11 protein-coding genes are annotated in these 14,022 nt (G+C 40.3%); 9 read left to right on the top strand and 2 right to left on the bottom strand.

Features of this window, described 5'->3' with window-relative positions; all coding sequences use genetic code 11:
• The first annotated feature begins 68 nt into the window (after window positions 1-68).
• The 9 genes from PP181_RS08530 to PP181_RS08490 all read left to right on the top strand — a co-directional run bounded on the left by PP181_RS08530 (window position 69) and on the right by PP181_RS08490 (window position 12,311).
• Entirely contained in the window at window positions 69-1,121 is a 1,053-nt protein-coding gene (locus tag PP181_RS08530; protein ID WP_272636756.1) for an NAD(P)/FAD-dependent oxidoreductase, read from the top strand.
• A 161-nt stretch (window positions 1,122-1,282) separates the two neighbouring features.
• Window positions 1,283-3,193, top strand: coding sequence for an ABC-F family ATP-binding cassette domain-containing protein (locus PP181_RS08525; protein WP_272636755.1), 1,911 nt, complete (start codon window positions 1,283-1,285; stop codon window positions 3,191-3,193).
• 155 nt (window positions 3,194-3,348) lie between these two features.
• Complete coding sequence (locus PP181_RS08520; RefSeq protein ID WP_138257121.1) at window positions 3,349-4,224, top strand: hypothetical protein; 876 nt, start codon at window positions 3,349-3,351, stop codon at window positions 4,222-4,224.
• A 781-nt stretch (window positions 4,225-5,005) separates the two neighbouring features.
• Entirely contained in the window at window positions 5,006-5,137 is a 132-nt protein-coding gene (locus PP181_RS08515) for a hypothetical protein (RefSeq protein WP_262713839.1), read from the top strand.
• Window positions 5,138-5,690: 553 nt separating this feature from the next.
• On the top strand, window positions 5,691-6,821 hold the full coding sequence (locus PP181_RS08510; RefSeq protein WP_272636754.1) for an efflux RND transporter periplasmic adaptor subunit: 1,131 nt from the start codon (window positions 5,691-5,693) through the stop codon (window positions 6,819-6,821).
• The gene (locus tag PP181_RS08505) at window positions 6,821-10,096 is read left to right on the top strand and encodes an efflux RND transporter permease subunit (protein WP_272636753.1); all 3,276 of its coding nucleotides are present in this window, start codon (window positions 6,821-6,823) and stop codon (window positions 10,094-10,096) included. Before PP181_RS08510 ends, PP181_RS08505 begins: the two co-directional genes overlap by 1 nt.
• Window positions 10,096-11,412 carry a TolC family protein gene (locus PP181_RS08500; RefSeq protein ID WP_154918159.1) on the top strand — a complete coding sequence of 439 codons (1,317 nt, stop codon included), beginning with the start codon at window positions 10,096-10,098 and terminating at the stop codon, window positions 11,410-11,412. Before PP181_RS08505 ends, PP181_RS08500 begins: the two co-directional genes overlap by 1 nt.
• A gap of 32 nt (window positions 11,413-11,444) precedes the next feature.
• Window positions 11,445-12,116, top strand: coding sequence for a hypothetical protein (locus tag PP181_RS08495; RefSeq protein ID WP_154918161.1), 672 nt, complete (start codon window positions 11,445-11,447; stop codon window positions 12,114-12,116).
• Window positions 12,117-12,128: 12 nt separating this feature from the next.
• Window positions 12,129-12,311 (top strand): CPXCG motif-containing cysteine-rich protein, encoded by a 183-nt coding sequence (locus PP181_RS08490; protein WP_272636752.1) that lies wholly within the window; start codon window positions 12,129-12,131, stop codon window positions 12,309-12,311.
• On the opposite strand, the gene PP181_RS08485 is transcribed toward PP181_RS08490, so the two are convergent.
• On the bottom strand, window positions 12,312-13,007 hold the full coding sequence (locus PP181_RS08485; RefSeq protein WP_272636751.1) for a head GIN domain-containing protein: 696 nt from the start codon (window positions 13,005-13,007) through the stop codon (window positions 12,312-12,314). It abuts the gene before it with no gap.
• Between the two features lie 76 nt (window positions 13,008-13,083).
• Window positions 13,084-13,929: an AraC family transcriptional regulator gene (locus PP181_RS08480; protein ID WP_272636750.1), complete on the bottom strand. Its 846-nt coding sequence runs from the start codon at window positions 13,927-13,929 to the stop codon at window positions 13,084-13,086.
• Window positions 13,930-14,022 lie beyond the last annotated feature (93 nt).

Here is a 14,022-nt window from a genome sequence, read left to right as displayed (position 1 = left end):
AAATTCCAATTCAACAATATAAGCTCCGATAAGTATCGGAGCTTTTTGTTTATGGCTATTTTTGCCAAATGGTAGATTATATCCTTGTAGGCCTCGGTTTGGCAGGAGCCGCTTTTTGTGAGACCCTTAGACGCAATCAAAAAAGTTTTCATGTCTTTAGCGACCAATCCCAGACTTCCTCAAAAGTGGCTGCGGGCCTGTCCAATCCTGTTATTTTAAAGCGGTTCAATTTGGCCTGGAGAGCCCATAGTCTATTACCGTTTTCCAAAAGGTTTTATGAGGAAATCGAAAGTGAATTGGGAAAATCCTTTCTGATCGAGCAACCCATTTTGCGCAAATTCAGTTCCATTGAGGAGCAAAATTTATGGTTTGAAGCATCGGACAAGGAACATTTAAATCAATTTTTATCCTCCCAACTCTTAAGGAATACCAATCCAGCGTTGAATGCTCCCTATGATTTTGGTGTATTGAACGGTGCGTACCGATTAAGGACCGAAGAATTCCTAACTGCCTATCAAATAAAAATACTTGCATCGGATCAATTCTCATTGGAAACATTTGATTATTCTAAGCTGCAGATAAGGTTGGAGCATTTGGAATATAAAGGTGTAAAGGCCAAGAACCTTGTTTTTGCCGAAGGTTTCGGGGTAACGAAAAATCCCTTCTTTAATTATCTTCCGGTACAAGGCTCAAAGGGGGAGTATCTCATCATCGAATCCAAGGAATTATCGGAAAAAAACGCCGTAAAGTCATCCGTCTTTGTAATACCACTAGGGAATAATCGGTATTTGGTAGGGGCAAACTATAATCCGGTAGACAAGGACAATAGACCATCGGAAGCAACCAAGATAGAACTGCTCAAAAAACTGGAGGGTATAGTGAATTGTTCCTATGAAGTGGTAGGGCATGTTGCAGGGGTCAGGCCTACGGTCAAGGACAGGAGACCCTTAGTAGGTACACATCCAAATCACAAAAATCTTCATATTATCAATGGTTTTGGTTCCCATGGTGTCATGATTGCACCTTGGGTGGCCTTGGAATTATTTAATTCTATTGAAAAAGGAACATCATTGGACCCTGAAGTTGATATCCATAGATTTCTTAGTTTGCTGTCAAACTAATCACATTGGCGTATCCATAGTACAATACTTAAATAATACGGGAACTTCTTTATAAATTTCTATCGAGTTAAAATCCTTTTTTTGACCTTTGCACATCCAAAAAAAGGACAGTATATAAACCTAATATGCCGGTTTCTTGTCGATATTAAAAATTAGATAGAATGCTTAACATTCACAACTTATCCGTTTCATTTGGCGGGGAATATTTATTTGAGGAAATCTCCTTTCGGTTAAATGCCGGAAATAGGGTAGGGCTCGTAGGAAAAAATGGCGCGGGAAAGTCAACACTGCTTAAATTACTGGCCAAGCAAATGCCGATAGACTCCGGCACCATTGCCGTTGAAAAGGATATTAAGATCGGGTTTTTGCGTCAGGATATCGACTTTGAACTGGGAAGGACGGTCCTGGAGGAGGCCTATCAAGCATTTGAGGAACTAAAGGTGCTGGAGGCTAAAATGGACGAAATCAACTATCAACTGGCGGAACGTACCGATTATGAAAGCGAAGGCTACAACCAGCTCATCATCGATTTGAGCGATGTAACTTCCCACTATGAAATTTTGGGCGGATACAACTATCAGGGCGAAACGGAAAAAATATTACAGGGCCTTGGTTTTAAAAGAGCCGATTTTGACAAAAAGACCGAAACCTTTTCCGGGGGGTGGCGCATGCGTATCGAACTGGCAAAATTGTTGTTGCAAAATAACGATGTGCTGCTTCTGGATGAGCCTACCAACCACTTGGATATTGAATCCATCATCTGGTTCGAGCAATTTTTGAACAATTATACCGGAGCGGTCATGATCGTTTCGCACGATAAAATGTTCTTGGATAACGTCACCAACAGAACTATTGAGATTTCCTTGGGAAGGATTTATGACTATAACAAGCCCTACTCAAAATATTTGGTCCTTAGGGAAGAGATTCGCCAACAACAGTTGAGCGCACAAAAGAACCAGGATCGCGAAATACAACAGGCAGAACGACTCATAGAGAAATTTAGGGCCAAATCTACTAAAGCTTCTATGGCCCAATCGCTCATAAAAAAACTGGATAAGATAGAACGCATCGAAGTCGATGAGGATGATAACAGTGTGATGAGCCTTCGGTTTCCTGTTTCCGTAACGCCGGGCAAGGTGGTGGTAGAGATGGAGAACCTATCCAAATCCTATGGTGAAAAAAAGGTCCTGGAAAATGTGGACCTGCTGGTGGAGCGTGATAGTAAGACGGCCTTTGTGGGTCAGAACGGACAGGGAAAATCCACCTTGGCCAAAATTATTGTGGGGGAACTGGAGCATAAAGGCCATCTTAAGCTGGGGCACAATGTCCAGATAGGTTATTTTGCCCAGAACCAAGCGGAATATTTGGATGGGGACAAGACTATTTTGGATACCATGATAGATGCCGCCAATGAGTCCAACCGAAGTAAGGTGCGTGATATCTTGGGTTCATTTTTGTTCCGGGGAGATGATGTTGAAAAATACGTGAAGGTGCTTTCCGGTGGGGAACGAAACCGACTCGCCCTAGCCAAAATGCTCTTACAGCCTTTCAACGTTTTGGTAATGGACGAACCTACCAACCACTTGGACATCAAATCAAAAAATGTACTGAAACAGGCCTGTCTAAATTTTGAGGGAACGCTTATTCTGGTTTCCCACGATCGGGATTTTCTTCAGGGATTGACCAACAAGGTCTATGAGTTTAAGGACAAGCGAATCAAGGAGTATCTTGGGGATATCGATTTTTATCTGGAACAGCGTAAGGTCAATGACTTTAGAAGTATAGAAAAGCGGGAGGAAAAAAAGGAAGTGAAACCCATGGAACGGAAAAACACTTCTTTTGATGACCAAAAACAACTGAAGAGCCTTAAAAACCAACTCAGCGGATTGGAAAGTAAAATTTCCGCTCTTGAGAAGGAGATAAAAAAGATAGATCACGAGTTGTTGATGAATTATGACGCCACCATTGCCAAGCCCAACTTTTTTGATGAATATCAAGCTAAAAAGGCAAAGCTTGAAAAACACATGGATAAATGGGAAAGCCTTACCTTGGAAATTGAAAGTATACAATAACCTTGACCTACTACATTCGTAGTTTCACAACGTTTTCCGGAAGTTTCACAACAAAATGTATGCGTTGAACGATAATTTTTGGCTCTTTATCGTTTATGTTAGAAATTTGTAAGATAATTCTTAATCCTAGTTAAGAACACATAATTTCATCATATATGAAGAATCTATACGTACTGTTATCCATATTCATGTTAATTTCCAGTCTTGGTATGGCCAAAGTTTCAAAAACTGAAAAAAAGGCTTTGATTGCGCTCTATAATAGCACAAACGGGGCACATTGGATTCGAAAGTGGGATTTGAAAAAGCCAGTCTCAGAATGGTACGGTGTTAAGATTGAAGACGACAAGGTCGTTGAAATCAACTTATTCCATAATAATTTGATGGGTCCCTTACCGGTTGGAATTTCTAAATTGGAAAATCTCAAGGTGTTGAATTTGGCGTTTAATTCAATTACGGGGGAATTACCGGGAGACTTGGTACAATTGTCACATTTAAGGGTTTTAAAGTTGGAGATGAATAGGTTAAAGGGAGGAATTCCAACTAATATTGGCGGACTATCGAACTTAGTGGAACTGACCGCTTTCAATAATTTTCTTTCTGGAGGTATACCGGAGAGTATTGGTGACATAAGTAATTTAAAAATTCTTAACCTTTCCAGTAACTCCCTAAATGGAACCATTCCGGAATCTCTTGGACAATTGACACAATTGGAAACATTGGGACTTTTCGAAAATACCTTGGAAGGATCCATCCCAGGGGAAATTGGTCGTTTGACAAAATTAAAGGAACTGGTCTTGGCAAATAATAGCTTGAACGGTGAAATTCCAGAAGAATTCAATCAATTGGCAAGCCTCCAGATTTTTCAAATACAGAACAATAATTTTTCATCCTTTAAGAATCTTGAAATATTAAAGACTAGGGAGTATTTGGTATTCGACTATGATGGGTTCGATAAAAACCTTGATTTTAAGGAGCTTAAGTTGGATAAGACTCGAATGGCCGATACAAAATACGAAGACGTAGAAAATTAAGAGTAGTTTACACTTTTAGTTAGTTTGGTGAAAAAAGAGGTGTTGGTAGCACCTCTTTTTGTTTTTTTGGATAAAATAAAAGCCTCTGATTTCGAGCTTTAGATGTATTCAGTAGCTTTTACAAAAGATTAGGAAAATGGACAACGGTTGGTTCAATAATATAGTAAAAAAAAAAGACTCCTATGTAAGCTAAGCTTTGGTGTAGTCCTCATTTTTTCAATAACATTCTTCATCCGCGAGTCCCTAGACTGGCGCGCAAAGCCTTGGAGGAACTTTATGTTAGAACATCTGATGAATCTTGGGCGATCACTTAGAACTTGCAGGAAGAAGTATCGTCATGGCAAGGAATTCGGGTAGAAAATGGTCATGTCATTTCCATAAATTTTTATTATAATTGACTAAAAGGCGAACTACCGAAAAATTTTCAGAACCTACCATACTTAGATAGCCTAAATCTAGCTTTTAACGATTTAAATGGTACGCTTCCTTTTTTCCTTTTCAATACTTCGCGTTTAAGAATATTACGACTAGAAATGAATTCGTTTCAGGTACATTGCCCAAAGAGATTTCTATGGATTGCAAGCTAACGGAATTGAGCCTTTTTAATAATTAATTGGGAGGAGTTATTCCAGGTAAAATTGGGAATGCCAAGGCATTAAAAATACTAATCCTTTCCTGTAATTATTTTACCGGTTCCCTGCTCCAAGGTCTTTTCTGCCTTATGGAATTGGAACAGGTGTAGTTATTTGGAAATTGGCTTTGTGGCGAAATCAAACTTGAAATGGAAAATATGGTGCATTTGGAGGAAATGGTATTGTCCTATAATAGCTTTGAGGGAAACCTACCTGAAAGTATCACTAATTTGGAACACCTTGAATTGGTACAATTGCATAGGAACAATCTTATTTCATAAGGGCTTTTAGATCTCAAAATCCTAAGGTCTGGTTAGCTTTGACAGTTATGACTTGATTATGAATATTCAAATTAGGGATAAGATCGGGTTTAGCAAACCAAGAATGGCAGATACAAAATTTGATTACTCAAAAAATTAAAATCTACGAACTAAACTATTTAAAAGAGTTGCTTTAAGCACCTCTTTTTAGTTTTTACGTTAATCGTCTACACGTAAGTTTCATTTACTTCAGTTGCAGTTTTTCAAGTTTTATGAAATTTTTAACCTCCTGTAAAGAATATACGGGAACCGATTTTTTGTAGTTTCGCCGTTTAAAACCGTTTAATTTCATCCTAAATCACTGAATTTAATCTAGTTAACTTTTTATAGGGTTACTATTCATGTTTGGAGCATATTGAAGCGTACTTGAACCATAATCCAAAAAATTGGGTAAAGCTTAAGGTCATTTCACAAATCAATTTGGACGTTTCATGTACATAAAATAATTGTTTCACATAGACAGAAATATATTTGTAGTCGTTTTAAAAAATCAATTGTTAAAACCAAAACCAAAATGCGAAAAATCATCTTTACCGGACTAGGTATCGTATTAATAGTAGCTTCATTTTTTTTGGCGAAAGTCATTATAGACAATAAAAAGGTCTTTAAGCCACGCGCCCAAAAGGTAGTAAAGACCGTTTTTACTGAAGTAGTTGAAAACAAGACCATTCCCATCGTTGTATCCGCTAACGGAAATCTTAGGGCAAAACAGCGGGTTGAATTGTATGCCGAAGTGCAGGGTGTCTTTAGAAGGGGCAGCAAATTGTTCAAGGAAGGTCAGGCCTATAACCAAGGTGAAACCATCATCAGTATTGATGCCGATGAATACACTGCAAGTGTACAATCCGCCAAGAGTAACCTTTACAATGAGCTAACATCCATTATGCCGGATTTACGCTTGGACTACCCGGATTTTTATCCAAAATGGCAGAAGTACCTAAACGGTTTCGACCTTTCCAAGAGTACACCAAAATTGCCCGAAATGACTTCAGAAAGTGAGCGTTTCTTTATCACGGGAAGAGGTATTCTTTCCAGTTACTACAATGTAAAGAACCTGGAGCAACGGCTATCAAAATATAGGATAGTCGCTCCTTTTACCGGCGTATTGACCGAAGCTCTGGTAACGGAAGGTACATTGGTAAGATCTGGTCAGAAATTGGGCGAGTTCATCAATCCAGGTGTTTACGAATTGGAAGTTTCGGTAAGTAAATCGTTCACTGATTTATTAAAGGTGGGCGAATCCGTGGAATTGACCAGTTTGGACGGCGAAGAAGTCTATACAGGTAAGGTTACCAGAATTAATGGAAGGGTTGACCAGGCTTCTCAGACAATTAAGGCCTACATAGAAGTGGACAACGACAAACTTCGGGAAGGTATGTACCTAGAGGCGAATCTGGATGCCAAAAAGGAAGAAAATGCCATCGAAATAGATAGAAGCCTGCTTTTGGAAGGTAATAAAATATTCGTAGTTCGTGATTCCGTATTGGACCTTATTGATGTAAAGCCAGTCTATTTTTCTGAAAAAAGTGTTGTTTTGAAGGATGTTCCCAATGGAATGACAATTATGTCCAAGCCATTGATCGGTGCATATACGGGTATGGCCGTAAAGGTATACGAAGACCAACCAGATAACTCTAAAGGATAATGCGAAAGATCATTGAATACTTTATTAGATACCATGTCGCCGTAAACGTGGTAGTTATTTCCTTTGCCCTTTTTGGCATCGTGGGGTACAAGTCCCTGAAATCCTCTTTTTTTCCATTAACTGATTCCAAGAACATTTCCATTAGCATTACCTACCCGGGTGCCTCACCACAAGAGGTGGAGGAAGGTATCGTACTTAAAATAGAGGATAACCTAAAAGGTTTGGAAGGGGTGGATCGTGTCACTTCCACATCTAGGGAAAATAGTGGTACCATTAACATCGAAATAGAAAAAGGAAGGGATATCGATTTCATGCTGCTTGAGGTAAAAAATGCCGTGGACAGGGTACCTACCTTTCCAACCGGCATGGAGCCTTTGATAGTGTCCAAATTGGAAGCGGTTCGGCAAACGATTTCCTTCGCCATTAGTGGTGAGGATATTCCTTTGGCCACTTTGAAAAATGTGGGTAGGCAGATTGAGAACGATTTAAGGGCCATACCCGGAATTTCCCAGATAGAGATTTCTGGGTTTCCGCAGGAAGAAATTGAAATTGCCGTTAACGAAAACAACTTATTGGCCTATGGAATTTCATTTCAGGAAGTCGCTACTGCCGTAGGCAATGCAAATATTTTGGTTACCGGTGGTAACATAAAAACGGATGCGGAGGAATACTTGATTCGCGCCAACAATCGGTCTTATTATGGCGATGAGCTTTCCAATCTGATCGTTCGTGCTGATGTATCCGGTAGTACCGTGCGTTTGAAGGATGTTGCGGAAATTCGCGATAGGTTCGCAGAAGACCCCAACGCCAGTTACTTTGACGGTAATCTGTCCGTAAACGTATCCATCACCAGTACCAATACGGAGGATTTGATACAATCTGCCACCGATGTTAAGGCCTATGTGGAGGAATTCAACCAAAAGTACTCCAATGTGGAATTGGATGTTGTTTCCGATCAATCCGAAACATTGGTGCAACGGACCGAATTACTCGCCGAAAACGCCATTATGGGAATGATTTTGGTTCTGATATTCCTATCACTCTTTTTAAATACCAGGTTAGCGTTTTGGGTAGCTTTTGGATTGCCCGTAGCCTTTCTTGGAATGTTCGTATTCGCCGGATTTTTTAACGTCACGATTAATGTGTTGTCCTTGTTCGGGATGATTATTGTAATAGGGATTTTGGTAGACGACGGTATTGTGATCGCGGAGAATATTTATCAGCATTATGAAAAGGGGAAAACCCCTGTCCAAGCCGCCGTAGATGGTACCATGGAAGTACTGCCCCCAATTATATCGGCCATCATCACCACCATTTTGGCCTTCTCCATCTTTTTATTCCTCGATAGTAGGATTGGGGAGTTTTTTGGAGAGGTATCCGTCATCGTTATTCTAACCTTGGTGGTGTCTTTAGTGGAGGCTTTGATTATACTACCAGCACACTTGGCACATTCAAAGGCCTTACAGCCCTTGGATGACAAGCCCAAGAAAGGAACCGCCAGCGCTTTTGCCAAGCTACGGGTCATCAATGATTTTGGGGACAAGATCATGGTTTGGATGCGTGATAAGCTCTATGCGCCATCGTTGCGATTTGCCATGCGTTACAAAATACTTACATTCAGCTTTTTTGCCATGGCTCTTGTGCTCACTTTTGGGTCCCTTGGAGGTGGTATCATACGCACAGCTTTTTTTCCTAGGATTGCCAGTGACAGGGTTAGTATTGAATTGCAGATGCCAAATGGTACCAATGAAAAGATTACCGATTCCATCATAAGCCTCATTGAGGAAAAAGCCGAAATTGTAAATAAGCAACTTACGGAGGAATTTTTGCCCAATTCGGATAAGATGATGTTTGAAAACATGATCCGTAGACTAGGGCCCGGATCTTCGACGGCGCAATTGACCATCAACTTATTACCAGGTGAAGAACGACCCGATGCCGTTGTGGCCGATGTCGTAACGAGAAGAATAGAGGAACTGGTAGGGCCAGTGATTGGCGTAGAAAGCCTCATTTATGGTTCCGGGGGAAATTTTGGCGGTTCGCCCGTTTCCGTATCCCTATTGGGGAACAATATTGAGGAGCTCAAGGCGGCCAAGAACGAGCTTAAAGGTATTTTGCAGAACAATACCCGTTTAAAGGATATTTCGGACAACGATCCTGCGGGTATCAAAGAAATTAGATTGCAGTTAAAGGAAAATGCCTATTTGTTGGGGCTGGACCTGAGAACGGTCATGAATCAGGTGCGAGCCGGATTCTTCGGCGTACAGGCTCAGCGTTTTCAAAGGTCTCAGGATGAAATCAGGGTCTGGGTCAGATATGATAGGGAAGACAGGTCGTCCATTACAAATTTGGACGAGATGCGCATCGTTACGCCTTCCGGTGATCGGGTGCCCTTGAAGGAAATAGCGGAATATTCCATTGAACGTGGCGATGTCGCCATCAATAGGTTGGAAGGCCGCAGGGAGATTCAGGTTTCTGCAGATATGAAGGATATTAAGGATAGCCCAACGGAGATCATGGCAGAAATCCAAAATGTGATTATGCCCGATATTCAGTCCAGATATCCTACCGTTACCGCTTCCTACGAAGGTCAGAACAGGGAATTGGGCAAACTCACCGGTTCTCTTAAGGTGGTGGGCCTATCGGTGCTACTGCTTATTTATATAACCATTGCATTCACGTTTAGAAGCTTTAGTCAGCCATTAATGTTATTGTTGTTGGTTCCTTTTAGCTTTACGGCGGTAGCTTGGGGACACTGGATACATGATTTCCCCTTGAACGTACTTTCCATTTTGGGTATCATCGCCTTGATAGGAATTATGGTGAACGATGGTCTGGTGCTTATCGGTAAGTTCAATAATAACCTTAGAGAAGGTATGACCTTTGATGCAGCCATATATGAAGCAGGTAAATCAAGGTTTAGGGCAATTTTCTTGACCTCTGTAACGACCATTGCAGGACTTGCTCCCCTTATGTTGGAGACAAGCAGACAGGCACAGTTTCTAAAGCCTATGGCCATATCCATTGCATATGGTATTGGCATCGCCACGGTTTTGACCCTATTGATGTTACCATTGTTTCTATCCTTTGGGAATAAATTGAAATCAAAGAACAAAATGTTGGCGAGCGGTCATAAGATTACCAAGGAAGAGGTAGAAAGAGCTATTTTGGAAAAAAGGGAGTCCGAACATTTGGAAGGACAAAAGAACCATGGCCTGAACGGAAATCTAATCGAGGAAAAACCACACCATAAAGAATTAGAAGAAACCATATAATGACAAGATTTAGATTAACAACGTTCCTTTTATTATTCTCTTTATTAGTTGTTGCACAAGAAGACCTTCTCTCCAAGGAAGAAGCGATTACCAAGGCACTTGAGAATAATTTTGGGATTTTGGTTGCCAATAATAATTTAAGGATTGCCGAGAACAATAAAAGCCTAATGAATTCAGGCTTTTTACCTTCCTTAACAGGAAATGCAGGTGCATCCTATGATAAAAACAATCAAGAGGCCACATTCCAGGATGGTAACGTAAGGGCTATAGATGGTGCGGAAACAACTCGTTACAATGCATCTTTGAACCTTAATTATACGCTTTTTGATGGGCTTGGAAGAATGTATGACTTCAAAAGGCTTAAGGAGGAATATAATCTCAGTGCACTGGAAACAAGGGAAACTATCGAAACGACCATGTTGCAGTTATTTACTGTATATTTTGAGGTGGCAAGACTTACCGAGAATATCAACGTTTTAGAGGAAACATTTTCCAATACTAAGAACAGATTGCAAAGGGCAGAATATAGTTTCGAATTTGGACGGACAAATAAATTGGATGTCTTAAATGCAGAGGTGGACTTGGTCAACGATAGTATAAATCTTATGAACGAGCGGCAAACGCTCAGAAATACTAAAAGAGATTTAAATCTACTGTTGAACCGCGAGCTACTTACCACTTTTGAGGTAGATACGGTCGTTAGTTTTACCAACTCAATTAGATTGGAAGAATTTCTTGGAGTAGGGGTAGAGAATAATGTACGCATCCTTCAAATGAAACAGAATATCAAAATAAACGATTATACCTTAAAATCAAGTAAGTCCGTTTTTTTGCCCACAGTGGGACTTACGGGGTCTTATGGGTGGAACCAAGGTAATTTCCCCGCCACCAACTTCTTGGCCTCCAACGTTTCTACAGGTGTTTCCGCTGGTCTTAATTTAACATGGAATTTGTTCAATGGGGGAACTAGCATCACCCAAATAAAAAATGCAAGGATTCTCTTGGACAATCAGGAAATATTGGAGGAACAGACCATTCAAGAGGTAAAAAGGGATATAGAAAATGCAAAAGACGACTACCAAAACCGATTGGATATTTTGGCCCTTCAAGAAAAAAATGTGATAACGGCTCAAAACAATTTTGATCGGTCTAATGAACAATACAAACTAGGGCAAATTACCTCCGTTGAGTTGAGACAGGCACAGATAAATCTATTGAATGCCCAGACCAATAAGAATTTCGCTAAATATGACGCCAAATTGGCGGAATTGCAATTACTCCAACTTACAGGACAGTTACTGAATGTTGAAATATAAACGGCACAGTTCAAATTATAAAGTAAAGTACCATGTACAAGGATAAAACGGACAAAGAACTTTTGGAGGTGTTGGAACAATATTCCCAATTAACATTCGAGTCCCAACTAAGTTTAAAGGACGAAATCAGTACGAGAGGTCTTATTGCAGATACCTCGGAACTCGATGCCGCTATAGAAGACAAGATTTCCCGAATTAAAAATTTTGAATTTTTGAAGGATTTTGGTTTTAAGGCCGAAACTACCAATACTAAATTTTTAGTAACTAGAACCTTAAACGCTACCTTGACCGATGTCTTTGCGGTCATTTTGGGGCTCATTATTTTCTTCTTGGGCGTCAACGGTGTCGTAAATCTTATAATGACCTTTGTGAATGGCGATGAAATTGATGTTTTTACCCTGGCCGTCAAGTTTGCCATGGCGGGACTCGTTTTTGTTGGCATCAAATTCTTTAGTGGCCTAAAAAGATTGTTCGACTACAGTGGCTTTGAACTGGCGCGCACGGATGGCGATATTACCTTAAAAAAGCGGTTTGATATTAAACTTGAGGAAATCAGGGCCAAAGCTTCAGACCTATTCTTGGATAGGGAGGAGGATGAATTGGAGCTTAAATTGGGGAATCAGGTTATTTTCAGTTCCAATGCGGAAAATCTGGTGCAACGGATGACCTTGGAGGAATTGACCAAAAGACTTAAAGGGAATTAATCGTATCAAGTTATGTACGAACACTTTTTTCAATGCCCCTATTGTTGGGAAGAGGTTTCCATGCTCATGGATCCTTCCATATCCAAACAGACCTATATTGAGGATTGCGAGGTATGTTGTAATCCAATTGAAGTGACCCCGGAATTTCTAGGCGATGTATTGGTGGGTTTTGAAGCTAGGGAAATTGGACAATAACTAATCCATTTCTTGAATCTTACCCCCGAAGACTTTATCCTTTTTCACATTTTTCGGTTTTCCATAGATGTAAATGGATCCACCGGCCTTCACTTTGGCATTTACTTCCTCCGTGGCTTTGACATCGGCCCTACCGCCTGCCATCACGGTTACTTCGGTCATCTCCGTATTCAAATCCTTGCAATAGGCCTTTCCGCCCGTATTTACGGAAACCTCCTGTTTTTTACTGCTTCCCGTTAGGGTTATTTCACTTCCGGATACGGAACGTACATAGACCTCCTCCAAATCGACCTTTAGGTCAATGATTCCACCTTCCTGCCCTTTGATTTCGACTTTGGAACCTTTGAAGGTTTCTTCAGAAATAATTTTTGCATTTTCATTTGCATCCAACAAGGTCAAGTCTTCCGTATAGTACAAGGTGCCCTTGGCCTCATCGCCGTCCATGAAATTACCAAACTCCATCTTGATTTTTAGAAGTCCGTTTTTATTGGATATTTCCACTTCGTCACGGTCGTCTCCCGTGATTACGAGTTTGTTCTCATTGCTTTTTACCAAGGAAACTACAATTCGGTCGTAGACCTTCAGTTCCGTAAACTTTTCAAGGGTTTTGGTATTGGCCTTTTGGGCGAATGTTAACGTGCCGATACATAAAAGAATGGTGAACGCATATACTTGTTTCATTGCTAAGGTGTTCATTAGGTGAGTTTTTCAAAGGGTAATTTAACACTATTTATGCAAAAATAGTAACGATGTTTATTACCATGGATAATTGCTATTCAAAGCTCTTTTTGTAAGAAGATGGCGATACGCCTTTTTGGGCCTTGAACTGTCTATTAAAATTGGACTGATTTTGAAAACCACAGGCTTCGGCGATTTCGCCAATTGACAGGGTGTTGGAAAGCACCAATTGCTGGCACGCATGGGACACCCTATATTCGATCAAAAAATCCATAAAACTTTTGTTGGTATGTTTTTTAAAGAACCTACAAAATGAATTTTTGGTCATATGGCTTATAGAAGCTACTTCTTCCAAAGGTATGGGCCTATGAAAATTTTGGATTACCAAATCAAAGATGCGCTGTAACCGTTCCCCTTCGTCCAAACTTCGCACCTTCGTTGTGGCCGATAGCGAGAGCGTTTGGCTAGGAAGGCCACATAATTTACTCTGTAGCTGCAACAAGCCTAGGAATCGGTCGAATCTATTTTTTGATTCCATTCCCTTTATAAATTGACCGAGTTCATTTTGCTCCTCCAATACCCTAAACCCATATTGAGCCTTTTCAAAAAACATCCGTATATCTTGTAGTTCCAATAAACGGAAGAAATTTTCGCCAAAGGAATCCTTGGTAAAGAACAAGGTGTACATTTTGGAAGGGGTCTTACCACTATCCTCACTTTTAAACAGGTGGGGAATGGTACTTCCTATTACAAAAAGGTCGTTGGAGCTGTATGGGTGAATTCCGTCCATAAAGACCAGTTTTCCGGTACCCCGTTCAATATAACTTATCTGTATTTCTTCATGTTGATGGAGTTTATCATAGAAACGGATTTCCTCATCAACCTGGAAGACCAAATTCTCCGAGGGCGATTTTGGGATTACAAAGGGAAGTACTTTCATTTTATGAAAGTAGTCCAAATTATCCACATTATACTATTCGTTATTAAATTTAGGGGTAATATAATACTGAAATTGGATAAGATGCAATTAGGG

It is taken from the genome of Maribacter sp. PR66 (assembly GCF_028464205.1).
GTDB classification, from domain to species: domain Bacteria; phylum Bacteroidota; class Bacteroidia; order Flavobacteriales; family Flavobacteriaceae; genus Maribacter; species Maribacter flavus.
The sequence above is the reverse complement of the archived record's forward strand: the minus strand, read 5'-3'. Positions and strand labels throughout refer to the sequence as shown.

Bases quoted from the DNA above. Each gene is read 5' to 3' on its own strand.
- PP181_RS08520 (WP_138257121.1), top strand. From the start codon at position 3,349: ATGAAGAATCTATACGTACTGTTATCCATATTCATGTTAATTTCCAGT.
- PP181_RS08515 (WP_262713839.1), top strand. From the start codon at position 5,006: ATGGAAAATATGGTGCATTTGGAGGAAATGGTATTGTCCTATAATAGC.
- PP181_RS08490 (WP_272636752.1), top strand. From the start codon at position 12,129: ATGTACGAACACTTTTTTCAATGCCCCTATTGTTGGGAAGAGGTTTCC.
- PP181_RS08510 (WP_272636754.1), top strand. From the start codon at position 5,691: ATGCGAAAAATCATCTTTACCGGACTAGGTATCGTATTAATAGTAGCT.
- PP181_RS08505 (WP_272636753.1), top strand. From the start codon at position 6,821: ATGCGAAAGATCATTGAATACTTTATTAGATACCATGTCGCCGTAAAC.
- PP181_RS08495 (WP_154918161.1), top strand. From the start codon at position 11,445: ATGTACAAGGATAAAACGGACAAAGAACTTTTGGAGGTGTTGGAACAA.
- PP181_RS08485 (WP_272636751.1), bottom strand. From the start codon at position 13,007: ATGAACACCTTAGCAATGAAACAAGTATATGCGTTCACCATTCTTTTA.
- PP181_RS08480 (WP_272636750.1), bottom strand. From the start codon at position 13,929: ATGAAAGTACTTCCCTTTGTAATCCCAAAATCGCCCTCGGAGAATTTG.
- PP181_RS08530 (WP_272636756.1), top strand. From the start codon at position 69: ATGGTAGATTATATCCTTGTAGGCCTCGGTTTGGCAGGAGCCGCTTTT.
- PP181_RS08525 (WP_272636755.1), top strand. From the start codon at position 1,283: ATGCTTAACATTCACAACTTATCCGTTTCATTTGGCGGGGAATATTTA.
- PP181_RS08500 (WP_154918159.1), top strand. From the start codon at position 10,096: ATGACAAGATTTAGATTAACAACGTTCCTTTTATTATTCTCTTTATTA.